The 22,202-nt window shown below is 67.0% G+C and carries 22 protein-coding genes and 2 tRNA genes; 8 read left to right on the top strand and 16 right to left on the bottom strand.

Going from position 1 to position 22,202, the window contains the following annotated elements:
- Positions 1-38 precede the first annotated feature (38 nt).
- From C5C07_RS01985 to C5C07_RS01960, 6 genes are read right to left on the bottom strand one after another with little or no spacing between them, the layout of a single operon-like run.
- Positions 39-458 carry a NusA-like transcription termination signal-binding factor gene (locus C5C07_RS01985; RefSeq protein ID WP_004973575.1) on the bottom strand — a complete coding sequence of 140 codons (420 nt, stop codon included), beginning with the start codon at positions 456-458 and terminating at the stop codon, positions 39-41.
- 2 nt (positions 459-460) lie between these two features.
- Positions 461-1,720, bottom strand: coding sequence for a DNA-directed RNA polymerase subunit A'' (rpoA2, locus tag C5C07_RS01980; protein WP_050458527.1), 1,260 nt, complete (start codon positions 1,718-1,720; stop codon positions 461-463).
- Entirely contained in the window at positions 1,713-4,637 is a 2,925-nt protein-coding gene (locus C5C07_RS01975; RefSeq protein ID WP_004973579.1) for a DNA-directed RNA polymerase subunit A', read from the bottom strand. Before C5C07_RS01975 ends, rpoA2 begins: the two co-directional genes overlap by 8 nt.
- 12 nt (positions 4,638-4,649) lie before the next feature.
- Positions 4,650-6,479, bottom strand: coding sequence for a DNA-directed RNA polymerase subunit B (gene rpoB, locus C5C07_RS01970; protein WP_004973581.1), 1,830 nt, complete (start codon positions 6,477-6,479; stop codon positions 4,650-4,652).
- Position 6,480: 1 nt separating this feature from the next.
- Complete coding sequence (locus C5C07_RS01965; RefSeq protein WP_004969057.1) at positions 6,481-8,046, bottom strand: DNA-directed RNA polymerase subunit B''; 1,566 nt, start codon at positions 8,044-8,046, stop codon at positions 6,481-6,483.
- Entirely contained in the window at positions 8,043-8,270 is a 228-nt protein-coding gene (locus C5C07_RS01960; protein ID WP_004044577.1) for a DNA-directed RNA polymerase subunit H, read from the bottom strand. The genes C5C07_RS01965 and C5C07_RS01960 overlap by 4 nt, the downstream gene beginning before the upstream one ends.
- Before the next feature lie 267 nt (positions 8,271-8,537).
- Between C5C07_RS01960 and C5C07_RS01955 the strand changes: the two genes are divergently transcribed.
- The 3 genes from C5C07_RS01955 (at position 8,538) to C5C07_RS01945 (ending at position 9,856) form a co-directional block, all read left to right on the top strand.
- A tRNA-Asp gene (locus C5C07_RS01955) sits at positions 8,538-8,610 on the top strand.
- Between the two features lie 30 nt (positions 8,611-8,640).
- Positions 8,641-8,713, top strand: a tRNA-Asp gene (locus C5C07_RS01950).
- A gap of 351 nt (positions 8,714-9,064) precedes the next feature.
- On the top strand, positions 9,065-9,856 hold the full coding sequence (locus tag C5C07_RS01945; protein WP_115804449.1) for an SDR family oxidoreductase: 792 nt from the start codon (positions 9,065-9,067) through the stop codon (positions 9,854-9,856).
- A gap of 9 nt (positions 9,857-9,865) precedes the next feature.
- On the opposite strand, the gene C5C07_RS01940 is transcribed toward C5C07_RS01945, so the two are convergent.
- The 3 genes from C5C07_RS01940 to C5C07_RS01930 are packed head-to-tail and all read right to left on the bottom strand — an operon-like array spanning position 9,866 to position 11,624.
- Entirely contained in the window at positions 9,866-10,222 is a 357-nt protein-coding gene (locus C5C07_RS01940; protein ID WP_115804448.1) for a CrcB family protein, read from the bottom strand.
- Positions 10,219-10,554 carry a CrcB family protein gene (locus C5C07_RS01935; RefSeq protein WP_050458525.1) on the bottom strand — a complete coding sequence of 112 codons (336 nt, stop codon included), beginning with the start codon at positions 10,552-10,554 and terminating at the stop codon, positions 10,219-10,221. The genes C5C07_RS01940 and C5C07_RS01935 overlap by 4 nt, the downstream gene beginning before the upstream one ends.
- A gap of 20 nt (positions 10,555-10,574) precedes the next feature.
- On the bottom strand, positions 10,575-11,624 hold the full coding sequence (locus tag C5C07_RS01930; RefSeq protein WP_115804447.1) for an ATP-binding protein: 1,050 nt from the start codon (positions 11,622-11,624) through the stop codon (positions 10,575-10,577).
- A gap of 75 nt (positions 11,625-11,699) precedes the next feature.
- On the opposite strand from C5C07_RS01930, the gene C5C07_RS01925 reads away from it, so the two are divergent.
- Positions 11,700-12,143, top strand: coding sequence for a carboxypeptidase regulatory-like domain-containing protein (locus C5C07_RS01925; protein ID WP_115804446.1), 444 nt, complete (start codon positions 11,700-11,702; stop codon positions 12,141-12,143).
- A 45-nt stretch (positions 12,144-12,188) separates the two neighbouring features.
- Here C5C07_RS01925 and C5C07_RS01920 read toward each other — a convergent pair whose 3' ends face one another.
- Positions 12,189-13,457 (bottom strand): tRNA(Ile)(2)-agmatinylcytidine synthase, encoded by a 1,269-nt coding sequence (locus C5C07_RS01920; protein WP_050458523.1) that lies wholly within the window; start codon positions 13,455-13,457, stop codon positions 12,189-12,191.
- Positions 13,458-13,599: 142 nt separating this feature from the next.
- Between C5C07_RS01920 and C5C07_RS01915 the strand changes: the two genes are divergently transcribed.
- Complete coding sequence (locus tag C5C07_RS01915) at positions 13,600-14,574, top strand: transcriptional regulator (protein WP_004973594.1); 975 nt, start codon at positions 13,600-13,602, stop codon at positions 14,572-14,574.
- Between the two features lie 70 nt (positions 14,575-14,644).
- Entirely contained in the window at positions 14,645-15,028 is a 384-nt protein-coding gene (locus C5C07_RS01910) for a hypothetical protein (RefSeq protein ID WP_115804445.1), read from the top strand.
- A 40-nt stretch (positions 15,029-15,068) separates the two neighbouring features.
- Here C5C07_RS01910 and C5C07_RS01905 read toward each other — a convergent pair whose 3' ends face one another.
- From C5C07_RS01905 to C5C07_RS01880, 6 genes are all read right to left on the bottom strand, one after another.
- Positions 15,069-15,323: a glutathione S-transferase N-terminal domain-containing protein gene (locus tag C5C07_RS01905; RefSeq protein ID WP_004973596.1), complete on the bottom strand. Its 255-nt coding sequence runs from the start codon at positions 15,321-15,323 to the stop codon at positions 15,069-15,071.
- 111 nt (positions 15,324-15,434) lie between these two features.
- A complete protein-coding gene (locus C5C07_RS01900; protein ID WP_004973598.1) occupies positions 15,435-16,847 on the bottom strand; it encodes an NCS2 family permease in 1,413 nt (470 codons plus the stop codon).
- Between the two features lie 189 nt (positions 16,848-17,036).
- Entirely contained in the window at positions 17,037-17,750 is a 714-nt protein-coding gene (locus tag C5C07_RS01895) for a phosphoribosyltransferase family protein (protein WP_004969046.1), read from the bottom strand.
- Between the two features lie 74 nt (positions 17,751-17,824).
- Complete coding sequence (gene pyrE / locus C5C07_RS01890; protein WP_004973603.1) at positions 17,825-18,355, bottom strand: orotate phosphoribosyltransferase; 531 nt, start codon at positions 18,353-18,355, stop codon at positions 17,825-17,827.
- A 156-nt stretch (positions 18,356-18,511) separates the two neighbouring features.
- Positions 18,512-19,708, bottom strand: coding sequence for a glycosyltransferase family 2 protein (locus C5C07_RS01885; protein ID WP_004973604.1), 1,197 nt, complete (start codon positions 19,706-19,708; stop codon positions 18,512-18,514).
- A 228-nt stretch (positions 19,709-19,936) separates the two neighbouring features.
- Positions 19,937-20,479: a CDP-2,3-bis-(O-geranylgeranyl)-sn-glycerol synthase gene (locus tag C5C07_RS01880; RefSeq protein ID WP_004973607.1), complete on the bottom strand. Its 543-nt coding sequence runs from the start codon at positions 20,477-20,479 to the stop codon at positions 19,937-19,939.
- Between the two features lie 126 nt (positions 20,480-20,605).
- Between C5C07_RS01880 and C5C07_RS01875 the strand changes: the two genes are divergently transcribed.
- Together C5C07_RS01875 and C5C07_RS01870 are read left to right on the top strand one after the other, a co-directional pair.
- Complete coding sequence (locus C5C07_RS01875) at positions 20,606-21,445, top strand: proline dehydrogenase family protein (RefSeq protein ID WP_115804444.1); 840 nt, start codon at positions 20,606-20,608, stop codon at positions 21,443-21,445.
- 79 nt (positions 21,446-21,524) lie between these two features.
- A complete protein-coding gene (locus C5C07_RS01870) occupies positions 21,525-22,169 on the top strand; it encodes a DUF502 domain-containing protein (RefSeq protein WP_050458520.1) in 645 nt (214 codons plus the stop codon).
- Positions 22,170-22,202 lie beyond the last annotated feature (33 nt).

The following is a 22,202-nucleotide window of genomic DNA, read 5'->3' as shown; positions in this document are numbered from 1 at the left end:
GGTGAGGACAAAAACGTGTGGTCGAGTCGACCGCCGCCCTACGTCAACTGGATGTCGTCGATGTCGTAGTGACGACGCGCCAGCTCGCGCGCGGTGTCGATGGTCTTTCCGCTCGCGCCGATGGCGACGCCGCGGTCGGCTTCGGCGACCTCGACGTACGCGACGGTGTCGTTCTGCCGCGAGAGAGTCACGTGTCGGACGGCCGCCGGCGCGAGCGCGCTCGCGACGAACGCCTCCGGCGTGTCGGCGTCCTCGACCAGTTCGACCGACCGACCGAGTTGTCGCTCGACCGACTGGACGGTCCGCCCGCCGGGGCCGATAGCCGTCGCCATGTCGCCCGCGGCGACGAGGAAGACGACGCGGTCCTCGAACACGAGGCAGTCGTGGGCGGTCGCCTCCGTCTCCTCCTCGAAGAGGGCGATGAAGCGCCGGGCCGTATCCGACAGCGTAACTTTCATCGTCAGTCGTCAGACGGTTCGGGTGCCGCGTTGGCGTCCGCGTCCTCGACGTCGAGCGAGCCCATGCGGAGGTCCACGTCGCCGGTGCCGATCGCAATCGGCTTGCCGACGATGACGTTCTCGATGACGCCGTCGAGGTCGTCTTCCTCGCCGTGGATGGCGGCGTCGAGCAGGTGGTTGACCGTGACCTCGAACGCGGCACGGGCGAGGACCGAGTCCTTCGACCCGGAGATGCCGTGACGACCGATGGACTCGATGGTCCCGTCGTTCGTCATGATGTCCGCGACGAGCATCAGGTGGCGGATGTTCACGTCGTCGAGACCCTGCTCGCGGAGCGTGTTCATCGTCTCGTCGATGATGGCCTCGCGGGCGGCCTCGATGCCGAGCTGCTTGTGCACCTCGTGGATGTTGTTCGAGGTGGTCCGAGAGGCGTCGACGCCCTCGATGGCGAGCGCGTCGCCGAACGCCGAACCCTCGGTGTAGAGGACGAACTCCTCTTCGTCGGTGTCCTCGTTGTTCTCCTTGCGGATGACGACGCGGGAGACCTCCTCGATGCCCTTGAACACGATGTCGCGAAGCTCCTCGACGAGTTGGAGGAGTCGGCGGTAACTCGGGCTCTCGGGACCGAACTCGATGAGCGTCCCCTCGCGGCGGGTCTTGATACCGAGCGCGTCCTCGATGGTCTCCGCGATTTCGCTCGCGACGACGCCCTCGTCGTCGTAGGTCGGCCAGCGTTCGAGGAGCGTCTCGTCGTTGAGGTTGATCTGGACGACCATGTCGGCGACGTTCGTCGAGATGTCGCCGAGCGCCAGAATCTTCGTGGACTCGATGTTCCAGACGACCTGGTGGGCGAGTTCGCGGTTGTTCGCGTACTCGTCTTCGAGGTACACGGTCATCATCGGCGTGTCGGGGGTCTTCCGCGCGTCCACCAGTTCGATGAGGCGCGGCAGCCCCTGCGTGACGTCGATTTCGGCGACGCCCGCGTAGTGGAACGTGTTCATCGTCATCTGCGTCCCCGGCTCACCGATGGACTGCGCCGAGACCGTCCCGACGGGGTCGAGCGGGTCGACGCGGGTGTCGAGGTAGCGCGCCTCGACGGCCTGCGCGATTTCGCCGGCCTGTTCGAACGAGACGCCCTCGCGCTCTTCGATGGTCTGGTAGATGCGGTCCTTCAGGCGTCGAGACAGCTCTTTGGACTCGACGACGTCGACGATGGCGTCGTCGACGAACTCGTAGTCGTCGGTTGCGTCGTGTTCAGTCATCGGATTCGACCCCCGCACGGGCGTCGACACGCGGTTCGGCGTGCTCGGAGAGGTTGGTCGGCGGTTCGCGCTCGCCGAGGAAGCGTTCCTTCTCCTCGGCGGAGCTGAACTCCGAGGTGAGGATGCGGTCGGCGATGTTCTCGACGTCGATCGGCGTCTCGTCGTCGGACGAGACCTTCACCGGGCTCGTGCCGTCTTCGCCGAACTCGAACTGGACGATGGTCCCCGACGTGTCGCGGACGGAGCCGTCGTACTGCGCTTCGAGTTCGGAGAGGGCGTTGATGAGCCGACGCTGCAGGTACCCGGACTTCGAGGTCCGGACTGCCGTGTCGACCAGCCCTTCGCGGCCACCCATCGCGTGGAAGAAGAACTCACGCGGCGTGAGGCCGGCGCGGTAGGAGTTCTCGACGAAGCCGTGGGCCTCGGCCGAGAGGTCGCCTTTCTGGTAGTGGCTCAGGGTACGACCCTCGTAGCCGCGGTTGATGCGCTCGCCCCGAACCGCCTGCTGGCCGACGCAGCCGGCCATCTGGGTCAGGTTGAGCATGGACGCACGCGCGCCGGACTTCGACATCACGACCGCGGGGTTGTCCTCCTCGAAGTGGTCCTCCGCGATTTCACCGGCGGAGTCACGCGCCTTGCCGAGGCGCTGCATGATCTTCATCTCCAGGGTCTCGTCGACGGAGCGGCCTGGCAGGGACTCAAGTTCGCCCGCCTCGTAGATTTCGATGAGTTCCTGAATCTTGTCGTAGGCGGCGTCGATGGCCTCGTCGACCTGCGCCGTCGCCTCGTCCGGGATGGACTCGTCGTCGATACCGATGGAGAGCCCGAAGTGCATGATGGCGCGCATCGCGAGCGAGGCGATCTCGTTGATGAAGATGCGCGAGCGCGTCTTCGAGTAGTCCTTGGCGAGGGCGTCGACGATTTCGCCGCCGAACGCGCCGACGGCGTCCTCGTCGATGGTGCCCTGAGTGAGCTGGCCGTCCTCGATGGTGACCGTGTCGCCGACCTTCGAAGTGAACTCCATGTTCAGGTCGTCGGGCAGGAGTTCGGAGAAGATCTGCTGGCCGGTCCAGTAGGGCTGGCCGTCCTCGTTTTCGCCCGCGGGCTCGGGCAGGGTGTCCACGCGCGTCGCGCGGAGCAGGTCGAGCGCCTGCGTCTCGACGAACTCGGGGTTGTCGTGGGTGAGCAGGTAGGTCCCCGAGATGTGGTCCTGAATCGCGCCGATAATGTTCTCACCGAAGCGCGGCGAGAGAATCTGCTCTTGGACGCGCATGAGGACGCGCGCCTCGGCACGGGCCTCCTCGTTCTGGAGGGCGTGCATGTTCATCTCGTCGCCGTCGAAGTCGGCGTTGTACGGCGGACAGACGACGGTGTTCAGGCGGAACGTCTTGTACGGCATCACGACGACTTCGTGCGCCATGATGGACATCCGGTGCAGCGACGGCTGTCGGTTGAAGATGACGATGTCGCCGTCGACGAGGTGGCGGTTGACCTCCCAGCCGAGTTCGACCTTCTCCGCGAGTTCCTCGCAGTTCTTTTCGGTCACCTTCAGGCGGCGGCCGTCCGGACGGCGGACGTAGTTCGCGCCGGGGTGGCTCTCGGGTCCGTTACGGACGTACTGGCGAGCCTCGTCGATGTTGCGCTCGGTGACGTTCATCGTCTGGGTCATCTCGGACGCGACGCGGTCCGGGACGCCGACCTCGTTGAGCGACAGGGTCGGGTCCGGCGAGATGACGGTACGAGCCGAGAAGTTGACGCGCTTGCCGGACAGGGAGCCGCGGAAGCGACCCTCCTTACCCTTCAGGCGCTGGCTGAGCGTCTTCAGCGGGCGGCCGGAGCGGTGCCGCGCCGGCGGCGTGCCCGAAATCTCGTTGTCGATGAACGTGGTGACGTGGTACTGAAGCAGCTCCCACAGGTCCTCGATAATCAGCTGCGGGGCACCCGCCTCGCGGTTCTCCATGAACCGCTGGTTGATGCGGATGATGTCCACGAGCTTGTGGGTCAGGTCGTCCTCGGAGCGCTGGCCGTTGTCCAGCGTGATAGAGGGACGCGCCGTGACCGGCGGGACGGGGAGGACGGTCAGAATCATCCACTCGGGGCGCGACCGGTCGGGGTCGATGCCGAGCGTGATGAGGTCCTCGTCCGGGATGTCCTCGAACCAGTCGCGGATGTCCGAGGGCATCAGCTTGTTCATGTCCTCTTCCGTGAGGTCGAGGTCGAGCGCCTTCTCGAGCGCCTTGCGGTCGTCGCCGACCGGGCGGAACTCGCCGGCGAGCACCTGGTTGACGCGCTCGGCGTCGAGGCCGGTCTCGTTAGCGAGGGTGACGGGGTCGACGCCCTCGTCGTCCTCGTCGTCGGGGTCGGGCTGCATCGCTTCGGCGATGCGCTCGGAGTAGTCCCCGGCGAGCACGTTCTGGACCTCGTAGTAGGTCGTCGGCTTCTCGTGTTTGATGTCGTGCTGCGGCGAGCCACAGTGGGGACAGCGGTGGGCCTTGCGGGCCTGCCGGACCGCCGACTTCATCACGTCGCTCCAGTCGTCGCCGAGTTCCTTCGTGCGACCGAGCTTGTCGCGGTACTCGTCTGCTTCCTCGTCCGTGAGCGAGAGGCGACCGCACTCGCGGCACGTCGAGCGGAGCAGGCGGCGGATGAGCTTCGTGAAGCCGACGTGGATGACGGGCGCGGCCAGTTCGATGTGGCCGAAGTGCCCGTTACACGACCCGGAGTGCTGGCCGCAGGTGCGGCACTGCAGGCCGGGGTCGATGACGCCCAGCCGCGGGTCCATGAGACCCATGTCGATTGGGTAGCCGTCGTCGTCGTAGGTGTCCGCGGTGATGACCTTCGTCGCGGACATGTCTCGGTACGTCTCCGGGTCCATCAACCCGAACTGGATGCTGCCGATTTCTTTGGGTGTCTGCATTGACATGAGTGGTTAGACCGCGTCCTTCAGTTCGATTCGCGGCCGGACGCCGAGCGCGACCATCTCGTCGAGGAGCAGCTTGAACGCGTAGCTGATCTCGATCTCGTGGATGTTGTCCTCGTCGCCGGTGACCGGGTCGTAGATGCGGCGCTGGTCGCGGTCCTCGACGGCGACCATGCCGGTGTCGGCGGAGATGTAGACCTTCTCCTTGTCGGAGGAGTCGAGCAGGCGCTCCTGGAGCACCATCGCGGCACCGTGGCCGATGACGGTGTCGCGCTCCATCTCCCCGAGACGGAGGCCACCCTCGCGGGCGCGCCCCTCCGTCGGCTGGCGGGTGAGCACCTGCACGGGACCGCGCGAGCGGGCGTGCAGCTTGTTGCTCACCATGTGGTACAGCTTGTGGTAGAAGATGATGCCGACGAAGATTTCGGCCTCGATCTTCTCGCCGGTGACGCCGGAGTACATGACCTCCTTGCCGGAGGACATGAAGCCGCGCTCTTCGAGCGCCGAGCGGAGCTCCTCTTCGTTTTCGCCCTGGAAGGCGGTGCCGTCGACGCGGCGGCCTTCGAGCGCACCGACCTTGCCGCCGAGCATCTCCAGCACGTGGCCGACCGTCATCCGCGACGGCAGGGCGTGCGGGTTAAGCACGAGGTCGGGAACGACGCCATCCGCGGTGAACGGCATGTCCTCCTGGGGTGCCAGGTGGCCCACGACGCCCTTCTGTCCGTGGCGGGACGCGAACTTGTCGCCGAGTTCCGGAACGCGCTGGTCGCGGACGGACACCTTGGCGAGCTTCGAGCCGTCTTCGCCCTCCATGAGCGTGACCGTGTCCACGACGCCGGACTCGCCCGAGCGCATCGTGACGGAGGTCTCGCGGCGCTTCTGCGGCGAGAGCCCCGCCATGTCGTCGGGTTCCTCGAGGAACCGCGGCGGCGAGGTCTTGCCGAGCAGCACGGAGTTCTCGTCGACGACCGTCTCGGGGTTGACGAGGCCGTCCTCGTCGAGGTGCGAGTAGGCGTCTTCACCGCGCGCGCCGCGCACGTCCTGCGACGGAATCTCGAAGCGGTCTTCCTGACCGCCGGGGTAGCGGCGCTCTTCGCCCTCGTAGGTGCGGAAGAAGTGCGAGCGGGCGAGGGCGCGTTCGACGGAGCCCTTGTTCATGACGAGCGCGTCCTCGATGTTGAAGCCCTCGTAGGACATGACGGCCACGACGAAGTTCTGGGCCGCGGGTCGCTCGTCGAACCCGATCTGCTCCGTGGTCTGCGTCTTGACCATCGAGAGCTGCGGGTAGTGCATGAGGTGCTGACGGGTGTCCGGGCGGATGCGGTAGTTCGCCGCGGGCAGCCCGAGGGACTGCTTCATCATCCCTGCACCCATCGTAATGCGGGGCGAGGCGTTGTGCTCCGGGTACGGAATCATCCCGGCACCGATGCCGAAGATGAGCTGCGGGTCGATTTCGAGGTGCGTGTGGTCCTCGTTGAGTTCGTCCTCGTCGACCGCGACGTAGATGTCTTCTTCCTCCTCGGCGTCGATGAACTCGACGAGTCCGCGCTCGACGAGGTCGTCGAAGTCGAGGTCGTTGTTGTCGAGCGCCTCGACGTGGTCGTCGTCGAGGAGCGGCTCACCGTCTTCGACGACGATGAGCGGACGGCGGGCGCGGCCCGCGTCGGCGTTGATGATGACTTCGCGGGTGCGCTCTTTGACGGAGACGTTCACCATCTGGCTCACGTCGCCGCGGCGGCGCGCCTCTCGGATCTGTGCCGCGAGTTGGTTGGGGTCCGGGTGGGTCCCGACGAGACTACCGTTGACGTATACTTTCGCTTCTCGCTGTGCCTGAGCCATGTTAGTCGTCCGCGGGTGTGGCGTCGACGCTGTCGATGCCGGGGATACCCTCGACACCCATCGACGCGAGTTCTCGTTTCAGCGACTGTTCGTCTTCGACGTTCTGGGAGAGTTCCATCGCCTGCGCGAAGTTCTTCACCAGACCGCAGTTCGGTCCCTCGGGAGTCTCGGAGGGACAGATGCGACCCCACTGGGTCGCGTGCAGGTCGCGCGCCTCGAAGTGCGGCTGCGACCGCGACAGCGGACTTCGGAGGCGGCGAAGGTGCGACAGCACACCCATGTAGTCGGTGCGGTCGACGAGCTGGGAGACGCCGGAGCGGCCGCCGACCCAGTTACCCGTCGCGATGGGGTGTTCGAGCCGCTCGGTGAGCACGTCGGACCGGACGACGGTGTTGACCGTCAGGTTCCGGTTCCGCATGTTGGCGCGCTCGAGCTGGTACTTCACGTCGCGTGCCAGCTTGTTGAGCGCCGTCCGGAAGAGGTCCTTCATGAGGTCGCCGGAGACCTTCAGGCGCTTGTTGGCGTAGTGGTCCTTGTCGTCGGAGTCGCGGCGCTGCAGCGCGAGTTCGAAACACGCCTCGGCCATGCGACAGAGGTAGTACGCCTTGTTCATGCGCACTTCCTCTTCCTCCGCGCCCTCCTCGTGGAGGTGCGGGAGCAGGTAGCGGTCGATGACGTAGTTGGCGCGCTTGAGCTGGTAGTTCTTGCCCTGGCCGCCGGCGACGCGCTTGCCGAGCGCCTCGATGGCCTGCTCTTGGGTCTGCACCTCGGCCTCCTCGAGGTTCTCGAGCATGAACTTCACAATCTCCGGGTCGTCGGAGACGCGGTGGACGATCTCCTCGTCGGATTCGAGGCCGAGCGCGCGGACGAGCGTGACGAAGTTGACGCTCCCGGAGACGGACGGGAACGACACTTCGAGGAGTCCCTCGCGGTTGCGCTCGCAGAGCACGAGCGCGCGGTAGCCGCGGCGCTGGCTAAACGTCTTCGCGACCTGAATCTCGTCGCCGTACTTCGTGTCGTACTCGGCGAGAATCTTGTTCGGCGCCAGGTCCTCCGAGGTCATGAGCACGCGCTCGGAGCCGTTGACGATGAAGTAGCCGCCGGGGTCGACGGGGTCTTCGCCGATTTCGACGAGGTCCTCGTCGGAGAGCTCGGCGATGTTGCACTTCGAGGAGCCGACCATGATGGGCATCCGGCCGACCTTCGTCTCCGCGGTGTCGACGACGACCTCCTCTTCTTCTTCGCCGCCGCGGACGATGGACATCTCCATGAACACGGGGGCGGAGTAGGTGATGTTGCGCAGGCGCGCTTCCTGCGGGAAGAGCAGTTCCTCGGAGCCGTCGGCCTCGCGGACGCGGGGCGTCTCCACGCGGACGCCACCGAGTTCGACGTAGACGGGTTCCTCGCCCTCCTTGTCGCCGATGTCGGTCTCGATGGTCGCCTTCTCCTCGACGACGTCCATCATGCCGCGTTCGAGGAACGCGTTAAACGAGCGGAAGTGGTGTTCAGCGAGCCGTTCTTCGGAGAAGTACTTGCGAGAGACCTCGCGTCGCGCTTGTCGGTTCATTCGATCACCAGTCGGTATACGACTGCTTTGTCTGTCGTTCGAGAGTTCCGAACGATCTTGATGACGTCGCCGGGCTCTGCGTCCTCGGGGAGCGCCGGGTCCTTCAGCTTGATCTTCGGGAGGTTCGTCTTCTCGACGTTATACTCCTGTAACACGTCCTCGACGGCCTCGTCGTCGAGTTTCGTGTGTTCCGGAACCAGTTTGTGTTGGCTTACGTCTACCATGTATGGTGCTGCTGGGTGCTGGAAGAAGCTGTCACGGGATACTACGGCTGATTTTGGGACGCACCCATTTAACACTTGCCAACTGCGTCGAAGAAAGGCGACGCTATCGGAGGTCACGCACCGGAGATGCGCGAATCGTCACGTGTTGGCATGGGGTATCGCGATATAAATGTCTTCGGGGCAAGAATCGCGGTACCGCGGGCCAAGGGCAACCCAGATGGTAAGTCTTATCTATAAACCTCGGCTACGGATGAGTGCAGACGGAGGGCCCGGGTGGTGTAGTGGCCCATCATACGACCCTGTCACGGTCGTGACGCGGGTTCAAATCCCGCCTCGGGCGCTCTCCGTACCGCAAAACTCACTTCAGTAAGCCCGGGTGGTGTAGTGGCCCATCATACGACCCTGTCACGGTCGTGACGCGGGTTCAAATCCCGCCTCGGGCGTACTTTTCGATGAATTACTCTCTGAGCGCCGAGTCTCGTCTCGGCGCGAGCGTAATTCTCGTGAATACCCCAAAGGGATTGAACCCGACGACGAGCGAGTGTAGCGAGTGACGTCGGCACGGTTCAAATCCCGCCTCGGGCGCTTCTCTGATTTCAACTCCTCCAGCGAGGCGTCTCGTCGCCGAGCGACAGTGAGTGAAATCTGTAAGCGACGACAGGCGGGATTTGAACCAAGGAGCGAAGCGAGCGGTAGCGAGCGGAGCGACTGAGGTTCAAATCCCCGACCCTTACCGGAAGAGCGCCGTAAGGGAGCGTCAACACCGCCATATTCTCGCGTGACGTCGGTACAGTATGACGAGTGGGACAACCGACGGGCGGGTCGTCGTGGTGACCGGCGCGAACGAGGGAATCGGTTACCACACGCTAGTGGCGCTCCTGAAGAAGGGCTACCGAGTCGCCGGGCTCGACGTCAACGTGGACGCCCTTCGCCTGCTTCAGGAGGCGTATCCCGACCGCGTCCGCGTCTACGAGTGCGACGTGACGAACGACGACGACGTGGAGGCGGCGGTGGCTGGACTCCTGGACGAGTGGGGACACATCGACATCCTCCTCAACAACGCGGCGATATTCAACTTCGGCTTGTTCGACGACCGAACGCTCGACGACACGCGCGAGGAGTTCGAGGTGAACTACTTCGGCTACCTTCGGATGATACGGGCCGTCCTGCCGCACATGCGGGCCCGAAACTCGGGGCACATCCACAACGTGAGTTCCGGCGTCGGACTCGTCGGCACGCCGGGACTATCGGGGTACGCGTCGACGAAGGGCGCAATCGAGGCGTTCACCCGTTCGCTTCGGATGGAACTGCAACGCGAGAACGTCTCCTGTTCGGTGATGCACCCGCCTTACACCGCCACCCGGTCGGCGGCCCGACTCGGACTCCCGTCGTCGATGATGAGTGACCCCGAAGACGTGGGGCGGAAGTTCGCCGACAAAATCGAGTCGACCCGTCTCGTCGTCACCGCCGACCTGACGACCAGAGTCGGGCTGTATCTCGCCCGCCGCTTCCCGTTCATCGTCAGGCGGGGGACCAAACGGTTCCTCGACGAGCGCAAGGCGGCCGTCGAATCGGGCGGGCGGTGAGCGCCGGACTCACCCGACCGTCCCGCCCACAGCCCCGCCAATCGCCACGCCGACCAACGCCGCCACGAGCGTCCCGAACGCGTACCGAGCCGCCGTGTCGTAGTCGCCCGCGTCCGCGAGTTCCGCGACGCCGACCGCGAACGACGAGAACGTCGTGAAGGCCCCGCAGAATCCGGTTCCGGCGAGCGCCACCGCCGCGTCACCGACGGGCGCGGAGACGAGAACCCCCAGCGCGACGCTCCCGAGGACGTTGACGGTGACGGTGCTCCACTTGCCGACGACTCGCTGGTCGACGGTGTGCCGAGAGACCGCGCCGGCCATCCCACCGACGCCGACGAGGACGGCCGAGAGAAGCGAGAGACTCATCGCCGCCCTCCGAACGCGAGGCCGAGCGCGGCGGCGGCGAAACCGAGCGCGTAGTTCGCGCCGACGTTGAGCGCGCCGCCCATCGGCGACAGCGACGCGGTCTGGACGGCGAACGTGCTGTACGTCGTGAACGACGAGAGCAGCCCGGTCCCGAAGAACAACTGCGCCCGGCGGGAGGAGACCGACGTGATGAACGTCCCGAGGACGAAGCTCCCGAGGACGTTCACGGCGAGGGTACCGCCCGCGCCGGGAATCGCGACGGAGACGCCGTAGCGCAGTAGCGCCCCGGCGAAGCCGCCGAAGGCGACCAGTGCCAGTTCCGAGCGGTCCATACGGCTCTTCTCCGGCCGGACTACTCGATGGTTTCGGAACGGTCACGGTCTGGAACCGCCCGCGGCGTCGCGCCCCCGTCCGGCGTCTCTCGGGGACGCACCCGCACGTCGTGGACCGTCTCCGTGGTGTCGTCGACGACGAGCGCGCAGCCGCGTTCCCGCGGGAGCCGAGCGCGGAGCGATTCGTCGAAGTACGTCGGGTCTGCGGCCGCCATCGCCGACACGTCGGGACCGGCGGTGAGTCGGTGGACGACCCGGAGGTCGGCCTGCGAGACGGCGACCTCGGGGAGCGCGGCGGGGCGCTGAGTCGCGAGAACGACGCCGACGCCGGGGGCTCGCCCGCGCGTGAGAAGCGTCCGAAGCGCGGAGTCTGCGAGCCCGCCGACGAACGCGTGGGCCTCGTCGAGAAGCACCCACGGGATGCGAGAGACAGCGTCCGCGACGCGGGCGTCGTAGAGACCGCGGGCGACGACGCGGACGACGGCGCTCGCGGGGGTCTCGTCCAGTCCCGAGAGGTCGAGCACGTCGGGCGCGGGACCGCAGAGCGACCGCGGGTCGAGCCCGTCGGGGTGGAACACGCCCCACGAGTCGGCGAGCGCGAGGTGGTTCGCCGCGGCTCTGCGCGTCTCGGGCGCGGCGTCGGCGTCGTCGACCGCCCCGCGCATCGCAAGGAGCGAGTCTTCCTCGGCCGCGAGTCGCCAGACGAGCGACCCCGCGGGGGCGGTCGGGTCGAGACCGAGCAGGTCCGGCCACGCGCTCGGCGGGAGCGCGTCGGCGCGGACGCTCGGCGCGTCGTGGACCGTCCCGTCTATCGGCGACGCTTCGAGGCCACCGAAGACGCCCATCGGGTCGATGACGACCGGCGCGACGCCCGCGGCGCGCGCCAGACCCTCGGCCATGACGCCGAGCGTGTGGGATTTCCCGCTTCCGCGCTTGCCGACGACGACCGCCGCGTGCGGGCGGTTCACGTCGAGGCCGACGGCCGCGCCCTCGCTCCCGTCGCGGGCGCGGTAGTTCCCGAACCGGCAGACGGGGCCTTCTTCGTCCGAGTCGCGGCCGATGGTGTGCATGGCGCGGACTGGTCCCGCGATGCGACTTGAACCTCCGGGCGAGAGTTTATATACGAACCCGCGGCCAGACGGCCCATGCTCGATACGTTCCGGTCAGACACGCGCGCTATCGAAGGTCTCCCCGTCCGCCTCGTCGTCGCCCTCGTGGTCGGCGTCGCCAGCATGAGCGTCATGCTCAACATGCTCTCGGGAGTGCAGGGTCTCGCCACCTCGGAACTCGACGTGAAGCCGACGCCAGACGTGGTCGGTCCGGGCGCACAGGACCTCGACTTCACCGTCGTCGACCACGAGGGAAACCCCGTCGAGGGGGCGACGGTCATCGTGAAATCCGGTACCGCGGAAATCGACGGCGTTGAGACGGCAAAGACCGGCGGCGGCGGGGCAGCGACTGTTCACGTCGACGCCGAACTCGGGGCGAACCGCGAGGACGGGACGCTCGTCGTGGACGTGAAGCCGCCCGCGGGGAGTTCCTTCGTCGACCGCCGGGAGAACACGAACGTGCTCGTCGTTCAAGACTGAGCTCGGTACCCGGAGTCCGAAACGCAGAAACCGGGAGCCGCGGGCTCAGCGTTCGGGGTGCGTCGCCGCGTCGAAGCCGCCGCGAACGAGCGGTTTGGCGATGTGTCGGCGGGCGCAGGGCGGCACCTCGTACCAGCCGAGTTCGAGGTCGCGGTCGACCGCCCGCTCGACTTTGCCGGGCGCGTCGGTCCCGCAGTCGCGACACCGGTAGCCCTGATTCCGCCCGGCGCTTTTCATCGTCCGCCCGCAGTCGGGGCAGACCGGCGTCGCGGGCTCCGTGCGCACGAGGTCGCGGACCGCGAACTTCTCCAGTTTGAGCGTCCCGTCTCCGACCTCGCCGCAGGCGGTGAGGGCGTCGCCGACGCGGAGCGCCCGCACCCGGTTCCGGAAGCGCTTCGTCGGTTCGAAGGCGGCGACGGAGACCGTCGAGTCGCCGGCTTCGAGGTCGAAAAAGACGTGGCCGCCGGCGCGCGTCTCCGGGTCGGAGGCGACGGTGCCGGCGACGCGGTAGGCGCGGCCGTCGCGGAGGTCCGAGACGACGCCGTCGCGGAGGTGCGCGTCGGTCCCCTGATTCGTGAGGAACGTCGCCGAGCGGTCGACGGGCTCGGAGTCGATGGCGGCGGCGACCTCGCGGACGGTGTCGGCGTCGTCGCCGCGGATGCCGTGGAGAATCGGTCCCGGCGCGTTCGGCACGCAGACGGCCTCGCCCTCCTCGCGGTCCACGGTGTCCCACGCGTCGGGATACGCCGCGTCGGCCGCGCCGAAGACGGAGTCCAAATCGACCTCGCGAGGCGTCCCGCAGCGGTGGAACTCGCGGTAGGAGATGTGTTCGTAGGTCCACTCGTCGAAAGCGGCCCACGCGCCGACGGCCGCGAGCGCGCCGATGCGCCCCCGCCCGCCGTGCCAACCCTCGGTCAGAAACCCGGAGCGCTCCGCGAGGTCGACCGCGTCGTCGAGGTCGTGGAAGTCGCGGACGGCGTCGCGGGCGAAGTCGGCGACGGCGGTCGAAACCGTGTCGGGCGACCCCGGCGCGACGACGAGGCCCGGACTGGTTCGGTCGTCGTCGAGGACGGCCCAGCGGTCGAGCTCGTCGCGGGCGACGTCGAGCGCCGCGCCCGCGGGGAGGTCGGTGTGAAGCGCCAGCGCCGCGTTCCCGCGGGTCTTGTGTTCGACCGCGGGGTTCAAGCGGACGAGGAGTCGCCGCTCGACGGTCCCGCCGCGGGCCTCGACTGCCTCTGCGACGAGCGTCGCCAAGTACGTCGTACACATCCCGAGGGTGCGGGAGTCGGTGTCGTCGAGGCCGATGACGGTCATCGCCGGAGATTGCCGGAGGGCGCAGTAACGCCTTTCGGGTCGGTCGCGGCTATATAAATGCGGCATCGAGAAGGGATACACGTCGGCGAGGGCGGCGATACCGGGGAAAACGCTTTATGGGCCGAATCGCTTATTGCCCCCTATGTCCCGGTCAGCGCTGGTTGGTAATGTCGCCGCGATGCTCCAAGACGCGGGCTTCGTCGTGAGCGACCGCATCGCCATCCGGCCGAAGAGCTTCGACCTCGCCGCCCGGAGAGGTGAGGACCTGTTGCTCCTCAAGATACTGGGGAACATCGACGCGTTCGACGGCGTCACCGGCTCCGAGATGCGACGCCTCGGCTCGTACCTCGACGCCACGCCGTTGGTCGTCGGGCTTCGGACCCGAGACGAGGACCTCAAACCCGGAGTCGTCTACTTCCGTCACGGCGTGCCGGTGTTGAACCCCGACACCGCCATGGACCTGTTCGTCGAGGAGGTTCCCCCGCTCATCTACGCCGCCCCCGGCGGTCTGTACGTGAGCCTCGACGGCGACGTGCTCGCCGAAGAGCGGCAAGAACGCGGGTGGAGCCTCGGACAGCTCGCGACCGAGCTCGGCGTCTCGCGGCGCACCGTCTCGAAGTACGAAAACGGCATGAACGCGAGCATCGAAGTGGCGATTCACCTCGAAGAGCTGTTCGACCGGCCCTTCTCGAGCCCGGTCGACGTGCTCACGGGCGCGGAGGACGTGCGCGACGCCGAGCCGACTCCCGAAGACCCGGACGTGGACCCCGACGACGAACACGTTCTGTCGGTGTTGACGCGCGCCGGCTTCACCGTCCACCCGACCGCCCGCGCACCGTTCAAGGCCGTCAGCGAGGACGCCGGACGCAAGAAGGAGACGAACGTCCTCACGGGCCACTCGTCGTTCACCAGAAGCGCCGAAAAGCGCGCCCAAATCATGTCTTCGCTCGGCGAAATCACGCGGACGCGCTCGGTCTACTTCGTCGAGGAACAGCAGAAGCGCGAGTCGGTCGACGGAACCGGCATCGTCAGCTGCGAGGAACTCGCCGCCATCGACGACCCCGACGAGATTCGCGACCTGATTCGAGAGCGGACCCGCGACCCCGCAGAGAGCTAACCGCAGGGTCGCGGCACGCTATCGTGCGGTTGCTACTATGGTTATCGTCGTCGCCAGCGTAGCGGTTGCTATGTCGAACGTGCGAGGGCCGAACGGGAACGACGGCGTGAGTGAGGAATCGCGGGCCGCCGTCGAAACGCTCGCGGCCGCGGTGTGGCGCGAGGCCGCCTCGTGGCCGGCGGTCGAGCGGACGGCGCTTTTCGGCTGCCCGTCGTTTCGGGCGAACGGGACGCTCTTCGCCGTCGTCTCCGAGCAGGGACTCTCGCTCACGTCGCTGTCGGCCGAGTCGCGGGCGGCGGTGGCGAAACGACACCGCGTCCTGCCGTTCGAGGCGAACGGGCGCATCGTCGGGTCGTGGGCGACCGTCGATATCGAGCCGAGCCGAATCGCCGAACTCTCGGACGCGCTCCGCGCGAGCTACGAGACCGCGTGCGGTCGAAAACGAGAACAGTAAGCGGGAGCCCGACGGCCGCCGCGAGAGGGGAGGGAGGGGGTTACGCCGCCGAGCCGTAGGTCTCTTCGAGGTAGTCGACGATATCGTCGCTCTCGGGCATCCCCTCGACGCCGTGTTCCTCGTCGACGAGGACGGGAACGCCGGTCTGGTCGCTTACCTCCTCGACTTCCGTGCGCTCGGCGTGGGCGCTGGGAACCATCCGCGACTCGTATTCGAGGTCGAGTTCGGCGAGCTTGTTCTTCACCTTCGCGCAGTACGGACAGCCCTGCAGTTCGTAGAGGACGAGTTGAGACATCGCTCGGAGGTATGGAGTCCGAGCGGAAAAACGCGGCGGTGGTGTGTGTCGCGGACGCATCGGAGAGAAACGCACGCCCGCGGGGGAACCGAGCGGTCGCGGGTCGGCGTCTCAGACCTGCGCTTGCAGCATGCCCGAGGTGCGGATGACGAAGTAGAGGAAGAACGCGACGGCGAGTCCCCACTGGCCGGCGCTGACCTCGTCGTACTCGCCGGCGGCGACCTTCACGAGCGGGTACGAGACGATGCCCGCCGCGATGCCGTATGCGATGGAGTACGTGAAGGGCATGACGAGGATGGTCATACCGGCGGGGATGGTGACGGTGATGTCGTCCCACGCGACGTCGACGACGTTGCGGAGCATCACGACGCCGATGACGACGAGCGCGATGTGGGAGGCGTACTGCGGAATGGCCGTCGCGAGCGGGACGATGGCGAGCGAGCCGAGGAACAGGAGGGCGACGACGAGCGCGGTGAGGCCCGTGCGGCCGCCCTCTTCGACGCCCGTGGCGGACTCGATGTAGGTCGTGACCGTCGAGGTGCCGAGCATCGCGCCCGCGGTGGTACCGACCGCGTCGGCCATGAGCGGCTTGTCGATGTCGGGGAGGTCGCCGTTCTCGTCGAGGAAGTCTCCGGCCTGGCCGACGCCGACGAGCGTGCCGGCGGTGTCGAAGAAGTCGACGAAGAAGAACGTGATGACGATGAGGGCGAAGCTGAACGCCTCGACGTTGCCGAAGCCGGAGATGAACGCACCGGCCAGCGGCGTGATGTCGTAGGTGGCCGCCGAGGAACCGGCGACGAGACTGGCCTCAGACGAGACGACGCCCGAGACGGTGAGGCCCCAGCCGAGAAGCGACGTGCCGACGATGCCGATGATGATGGAACCGGGGACGTTCGCCGCGTAGAGCGCGAACGTGAAGAACAGGCCGACGATGGAGACGATGGCGACGGGGTTCGACGCAAGGTCACCCATCGTGATGAGCGTCGCGGTGTCGTCGACGACGATGCCCATCGCCTGCAACCCGATAATCGCTAAGAACAGCCCGATACCGGTTCCGACGGCCATCTTGACCGGTTCGGGGAACACCTTGATGATAGCTTCCCGCGCGCCGGCCGCGGTGAGCGCGATGAAGATGATGCCCTCGACGAAGACGGCCGCGAGCGCCGTCTGCCACGGGACGCCCAACGCACCGACGACGGTGAACGCGAAGAAGGCGTTCAGGCCGAGGCCCGGCGCTTGCGCGAAGGGTCGGTTGGCGTAGAACGCCATGACCGTGGTCGCGATTGCGGCCGCGAGGATGGTGACGACGGCGAGCATGGACTGGACCTCGCCCGGCGTGTACCCGGCGATGGCGATGCCGTCGACGCCCTCGATGTACGGTTGGTCTGTGAGAAGCGACGGGTTGACCACGACGATGTACGACATCGTGAGGAACGTCGTGATGCCCGCGAGAATCTCGGTCCTGACCGTGGACCCGTGTTTATGCACGTCGAAGTAGTTTGCGAGGGTTTCAGAGAGCCCCATGATGCACGACTAAGCATACCCACGATTGCACACATAAGCATTACCATCCTCCCGGGGAGAATTACCCACGAACGTGAGTTAAACGACCCATTCGACGTGTGAGAACGGCACAGAAGTGCCTATTTTCCCACCAGTTGTAAGTGAACTAACGAGTTTAGAGCCGTTTATCCGAGCGGCCGCGGGGGAGCCTCAGTCGAAACTGCTCAGCGCGCCGACCGGGGCGTCGGTGAGTTCGCGGGCGCGGTTCGTCCCCTCGTCGCCGACGGCGATGAGCGCGAAGACGCCGGCGATGTCGGCGTCGGCCTGCAGCGCGATGTCCAAGAGGAGTTCCTGCGTCTCGCCCGAGCGGATGAGGTCGTCGACGACGAGGACGCGCTCGCCGTCGTCGATGGCGCTGGCGGGGAGGTAGTAGGTGAGTTCGATGCCGGACGCGAGGCGCTGGCGCGACTCGATGAAGTCCTCGACGGCGGTCTCTTTCGACTTCTTCGCGTACGCGAGTCGCGCGCCGAAGTAGCTCGCCATCGCCGCGCCGAGAGTGATGCCGTCGGTCGCCGCGGTCAGAATCACGTCGGGGCGTTCGAGGTTCAGCGTGTTCGCCGCGACGGGCGCGACGAGGTCGAGGAACGACTGGTCGAAGACGACGCCGGAGTTGTCGACGTAGCCCTCGTCGTCGAATCGGACGCGGGCTTCGAGTTCGTCGGCGAGCGCGTCGCGGCCGACGCCCTCGACGACCTCCCGGGCGCGTTCGACCCCGGGCAGGACGTGCCCGTTGACGTAGCGGTTGAGGTCGCCGGCCGGCAGTCCCGTGAGTTCGGCCAGCTCGTCGTACGTCCGGGTCTCTTTGAGCATCCGGAGCACGGAGACAGCCTGCAACTGGAGTGCGGCCTTCTCTGCTCTGTTCATGCCTCCGCCTTCGTACTTGCACAAAAATGAATACTTCGATTGCCGATTCCGAGTGAATTAGTCACAAGCGTGTATTAGCGGTCGGCGTCAGCCAGCAGATCCTCGGCGGTGAGAAGCGACTCCAGTTCGATGTCGTGTTCGGCTAACAGCTCCGCTGCGCCCTCCTGTCGGTCCACGACGACGATGACGCGGTCGACGACCGCGCCGGCCTCGCGGAGCGCCTCCACGGCGTCGACGGCGCTCTGGCCGGTCGTCGCGATGTCTTCGAGGACGACGACTTCCTCGCCCTCGTCGAGCGCGCCCTCGATGCGCTTCGCGGTCCCGTACTCCTTCGCCTTCTTGCGGGCGATGACGTACGGCTTGTTCGTCTCGACCGCGGTCGCGGCCACGAGCGGGACCGCGCCGAGCGCGACGCCCGCCAGCTTGTCGTCGTCCGCGACGCGCTCCGCGAACGCCTCAGCGATGAGCTTCAGACACCGGGGGTCGGTCTCGAAGAGGTACTTGTCCACGTAGTAGCTCGACGTGCCGCCGTGGGAGAGTTCGAACTCGCCGAACTGGACCGCGTCGGCGGCTCGAAGCGCCTCGATGAGTGCTGCGTTCGCCATCTTGTTTCGAGAGGGTTCAGGGAGGCGCTTAAGCGGGACGGTTCGGGGGCGGTTCGGACCGGTCCGGAGGAAGTTCGGAGCGGTTCGAGGCGGTTCGCGATGCTCAGGGTGGTTCGGACGCGGCGACCCCCGCGACCGCGGAACTGTGGGCGACCCCTACTTTCCGGTCTTCTTCGTCACGCGGAAGTCGCGGGGCGGGTCGAGGATGCCCGCGACCGTCCCCATCGAGTGGACGACGGTGACGACCGGCGCGAGCGGGACCGCGAGCGCCCACGAGAACTTGTCGCGGCCGTAGTAGACCACGCCCCGGAGGTACCAGAACGCCGTGAGCGCGCCGAGCGCGAGCGACGCGAGCGCGAACAGGCCGCTGGCGACGAGGCCGACGCCGAGGACCGACAGGGGGACGGCGACGACCGTGACCACCGGCGAGAGCGCCCACGCGTAGTTGCGGACGCGAGTGAGAAGCTGATAGTGAGCGGGGAGCGCCGTCGCGGCGTCGAGGTTACCGGCGGCCCAGCGGCGGCGCTGTTGGAGAATCTCGGTGAGCGACGGCGGGGCCTCGTTGGCGCAGGTCGCCGTCGCGAGGTCGAACGTGAAGTCGTCGAGTTCCTGTGCGGCCGCCCAGACGAACGCGGTGTCCTCGACGAGCGTCTCGCGGTCCCACGTGACCGCCTCTTCGACCTCTCGGCGGACGGCGATACCGCCGCCCCACGCGAACAGCGGAATCGAGAGGCGCGCGAAGGCGCGCTGTTCTATCTGGACGCCCATCCGGTAGACGTCGGCGAGGTAGGAAAACAGCGAGTCGGTCCGACGCGGCCGCTCGCGCAGTTGGACCACGTCGGAGCCGGGAAGCCCGTCGAACGACTCCAGCAGGCTGTCCTCGTCCAGGTAGAGGACGTACTCGCGGTCGGTTTCGAGGTTCCGCCGCGCCCACTCGATTGCGCGGCCCTTCCGGACGGCGTCGCAGTCGAACTCGTCAGGGACGGCGTGGACCGCTGCGCCCGCGACGTCGATGTCGGTCTCGGCGACGACGTGGACCTCGTCGAACGACGCCGGGAGCGAGTCGACGGTCGATTGGACGACCGACTCGGCGTCGACGGTGAGGATGCGGACCTGAATCTCGTCGGGGCCGTACTCCGGGGCCGGGGGCTCGTAGCCCGCGCCGACGACGTAGGTGAGGACGACCCAGACGAGGGCCGTGAGGGTGAAAAGCGCCGTCGTTCCGACGACCAGCAGTTCGCCCGCGGCGGTCCAGTCGACCCCGCCGGGTGCGAGCCACGGCGCGGCCGTCCCGACGGCCGCGAGGACGGCCACGAGTCCACCGACGATGAGTGAGATTCGTTCTGTCTTCATCTGGCCGAGTCGCAACCGTCGGAGGGACTTGAACCGAGGCGTCCGTCCAGCGCAGTACGGGACGTTTGACCCGGATTATCCCGAGTTAATCGCGGTGTCTCGCGGTGATATCGGCTTCGTAACAGGAACGAGCGGGGACCGAAGGGGCGGCGGCGCGAGCGACCGCGGGACCGACCTCGTCGACTCGCGCGCGTCGGTTGGCGACCCGGCGCGCGGACGCTCGGCCGCCTACCACGGCTCGTTTTTCAGCCCGAGCAGGTACGCGCCGACGTTGGTGACGACGTGGAGCACGGGCGTCATCACGAGCACGACCGCGAGCACGGGGAGGGTGAACGTCGCCGAGAACCAGCCGGGCGCGGCGACGAGCGCGAGGACGAGCGCGCCGACGACGAAGTCGAGCTGGTCGAGGCCGGGGAAGGCGGCACCGCGCTCGCGGCCCGACCGACGCTTGAGGAACGACGCGCCGATGTCGCCGAGCATCGCGCCGAGCGCGAGGCCGAACCCGGCGGCGAGCGGGAACGTCGGGAGCGAGACGCCGAGTGCGCCCGAGACCGCGGGCCCGACGGCGTTGAGGACGACGGCGAGGAGCGTCCCGGCCAGCGTCCCGGCGGCGGTGCCGCGCCACGTCTTTCCGTCTCCGAGGACGCGCCGGCCGCCCCACGTGCGCCCGCCGTCGATGGGGCGGCCACCGCCGGCGAGGACGGCGGCGTTGTTCGGCACGTACGCGGGCAGCATCGCCCAGAAGGCGGTGGCGACGAGAGAGACGACCATACCGACCCGTCGGCGGCGAAGAATGTAAGTTCCGACGGTTCGTCGCCGTTCGAAGCGCCGGGGTCGTTCGATTTCGCGTCCGAACCGATGATAACCCTCAATAGCTGAGGGTCGTAATCATTCGTTATGATTCCGCCCATCGCGAGCAGGTTCGTCGCGGGAGAGTCCGCGGCGGGAGCGCTCGACCACGCCCGACGGATGAACGACGACGGCGTGGCGGTCATCCTCAACCTCCTCGGGGAGCACTACGGCGAACGCGGCCCCGCGGACGAGGACGCGGCGGCGTACGTCAGCCTCGTCGAGGACATCGCCTCGACCGGCATCGACGCCTGCGTGTCGGTCAAGCCCTCCCAAATCGGCCTCGACGCGGGCGACCGCGTGTTCGAGGAGAACTGCCGGCGCATCGCCGAGGCGGCGGACGAACACGGCGTCTTCCTGTGGTGCGACATGGAGGACCACGAGACGACCGACGTGACCCTCGACGCCTTCGAGGAACTCGCCCGCGAGTTCGACGGCGGGATGGGGCTGTGCGTGCAGGCGAACCTCAAGCGCACCCCCGAGGACCTCGAACGCCTCGCCGACGTGCCGGGGAAAATCCGCCTCGTCAAGGGCGCGTACGACGAGCCGGCGGCGGTCGCCCACAAGCAGAAATCGGCGGTCAACGAGGCGTACAAGGAACTCCTCGCGTACCTGTTTCGGGAGTACGACGGCGGTATCGCGGTCGGCAGCCACGACCCCGAGATGATAGCCTACGCCCGGGACCTCGGCGCTGAGTACGACCGCGACTACGAGGTGCAGATGCTCATGGGCGTGCGCGAGGACGCACAGCGCGAGCTCGCCGCCGAGGGCGTCGAGGTGTGGCAGTACGCGCCCTACGGCGACAAGTGGTTCTCCTACTTCTACCGCCGGGTCCGCGAGCGCAAGGAAAACGCCCTGTTCGCGCTCCGGGCCGTCGTCGGCGTCTGAGAGGGCGGTGGGGTGCGGGTACGCCCCCGTCCCGCACTAGAAATCCCCTTATGCCCGCGGGTTCACGTACCCGATATCAATGTCCTCGTGGAGACGCGACTTCGCCAGCGGCCTCGTGGTTCTCGTTCCGCTCATCGTCATCCTGTACGTCCTCTCCATTCTGTACGGCGCAATCGTCCGCATACCGGGAGTCGACCGCCTGTTGGAGTTTCCGGAGCCGTACACCTACCTCTCGGAGGTGTTCGGATTCTTCGTCGCCATCATCATCTTCCTGTTGTTGGTCCTCTCGGTCGGCTACCTGATGCGGACGACGGCCGGTCGCCTGCTCGAATCCGGCCTCGACGGCGCCATGAACAAGGTCCCGCTCGTTCGCGTCATCTACAACGCTTCTAAGCTCGCGGTCGAAACCGCTCTCACTGGTACCGAAGACCTCCAGAAGCCGGTCCGTCTCGAAACGTGGCCGGGCATCCGCATGACCGCGTTCAAGACCGGGAAGACGACCAAAGACGGCAAGGAGATCGTCTTCATGCCGACCGCGCCGAACATCACCACCGGGTTCGTGATGGAAGTCGACCCCGAAGACATCGAGGAGACCGGCGAGAAGGTCGAAGAGGCCCTCACGCGCGTCCTCTCGGCCGGGTTCGCAGAACAGGACCACGTGGACGAGTTCAACATCGAAGTGACCGAGGAGTCCGGCGACGGGCGCGTCCCCAGCAACGAGTAAGGATTCGGCGGCGGCGGCCGTCGCTATCGGGAC

The organism is Haloferax sp. Atlit-4N (assembly GCF_003383025.1).
Taxonomy (GTDB): domain Archaea; phylum Halobacteriota; class Halobacteria; order Halobacteriales; family Haloferacaceae; genus Haloferax; species Haloferax gibbonsii.
This window is presented reverse-complemented; position numbering and strand designations above follow the sequence as displayed.

What these genes read in the sequence shown, in the direction of transcription:
- C5C07_RS01945 (WP_115804449.1), top strand. Translation starts at nt 9,065, where the DNA reads ATGACGAGTGGGACAACCGACGGGCGGGTCGTCGTGGTGACCGGCGCG.
- C5C07_RS01930 (WP_115804447.1), bottom strand. Translation starts at nt 11,624, where the DNA reads ATGCACACCATCGGCCGCGACTCGGACGAAGAAGGCCCCGTCTGCCGG.
- C5C07_RS01915 (WP_004973594.1), top strand. Translation starts at nt 13,600, where the DNA reads ATGTCCCGGTCAGCGCTGGTTGGTAATGTCGCCGCGATGCTCCAAGAC.
- C5C07_RS01985 (WP_004973575.1), bottom strand. Translation starts at nt 458, where the DNA reads ATGAAAGTTACGCTGTCGGATACGGCCCGGCGCTTCATCGCCCTCTTC.
- C5C07_RS01895 (WP_004969046.1), bottom strand. Translation starts at nt 17,750, where the DNA reads ATGAACAGAGCAGAGAAGGCCGCACTCCAGTTGCAGGCTGTCTCCGTG.
- rpoA2 (WP_050458527.1), bottom strand. Translation starts at nt 1,720, where the DNA reads ATGACTGAACACGACGCAACCGACGACTACGAGTTCGTCGACGACGCC.
- C5C07_RS01905 (WP_004973596.1), bottom strand. Translation starts at nt 15,323, where the DNA reads ATGTCTCAACTCGTCCTCTACGAACTGCAGGGCTGTCCGTACTGCGCG.
- rpoB (WP_004973581.1), bottom strand. Translation starts at nt 6,479, where the DNA reads ATGGCTCAGGCACAGCGAGAAGCGAAAGTATACGTCAACGGTAGTCTC.
- C5C07_RS01875 (WP_115804444.1), top strand. Translation starts at nt 20,606, where the DNA reads ATGATTCCGCCCATCGCGAGCAGGTTCGTCGCGGGAGAGTCCGCGGCG.
- C5C07_RS01870 (WP_050458520.1), top strand. Translation starts at nt 21,525, where the DNA reads ATGTCCTCGTGGAGACGCGACTTCGCCAGCGGCCTCGTGGTTCTCGTT.
- C5C07_RS01885 (WP_004973604.1), bottom strand. Translation starts at nt 19,708, where the DNA reads ATGAAGACAGAACGAATCTCACTCATCGTCGGTGGACTCGTGGCCGTC.
- C5C07_RS01920 (WP_050458523.1), bottom strand. Translation starts at nt 13,457, where the DNA reads ATGACCGTCATCGGCCTCGACGACACCGACTCCCGCACCCTCGGGATG.
- C5C07_RS01940 (WP_115804448.1), bottom strand. Translation starts at nt 10,222, where the DNA reads ATGAGTCTCTCGCTTCTCTCGGCCGTCCTCGTCGGCGTCGGTGGGATG.
- C5C07_RS01965 (WP_004969057.1), bottom strand. Translation starts at nt 8,046, where the DNA reads ATGAACCGACAAGCGCGACGCGAGGTCTCTCGCAAGTACTTCTCCGAA.
- C5C07_RS01960 (WP_004044577.1), bottom strand. Translation starts at nt 8,270, where the DNA reads ATGGTAGACGTAAGCCAACACAAACTGGTTCCGGAACACACGAAACTC.
- C5C07_RS01900 (WP_004973598.1), bottom strand. Translation starts at nt 16,847, where the DNA reads ATGGGGCTCTCTGAAACCCTCGCAAACTACTTCGACGTGCATAAACAC.
- C5C07_RS01975 (WP_004973579.1), bottom strand. Translation starts at nt 4,637, where the DNA reads ATGCAGACACCCAAAGAAATCGGCAGCATCCAGTTCGGGTTGATGGAC.
- pyrE (WP_004973603.1), bottom strand. Translation starts at nt 18,355, where the DNA reads ATGGCGAACGCAGCACTCATCGAGGCGCTTCGAGCCGCCGACGCGGTC.
- C5C07_RS01935 (WP_050458525.1), bottom strand. Translation starts at nt 10,554, where the DNA reads ATGGACCGCTCGGAACTGGCACTGGTCGCCTTCGGCGGCTTCGCCGGG.
- C5C07_RS01880 (WP_004973607.1), bottom strand. Translation starts at nt 20,479, where the DNA reads ATGGTCGTCTCTCTCGTCGCCACCGCCTTCTGGGCGATGCTGCCCGCG.
- C5C07_RS01925 (WP_115804446.1), top strand. Translation starts at nt 11,700, where the DNA reads ATGCTCGATACGTTCCGGTCAGACACGCGCGCTATCGAAGGTCTCCCC.
- C5C07_RS01910 (WP_115804445.1), top strand. Translation starts at nt 14,645, where the DNA reads ATGTCGAACGTGCGAGGGCCGAACGGGAACGACGGCGTGAGTGAGGAA.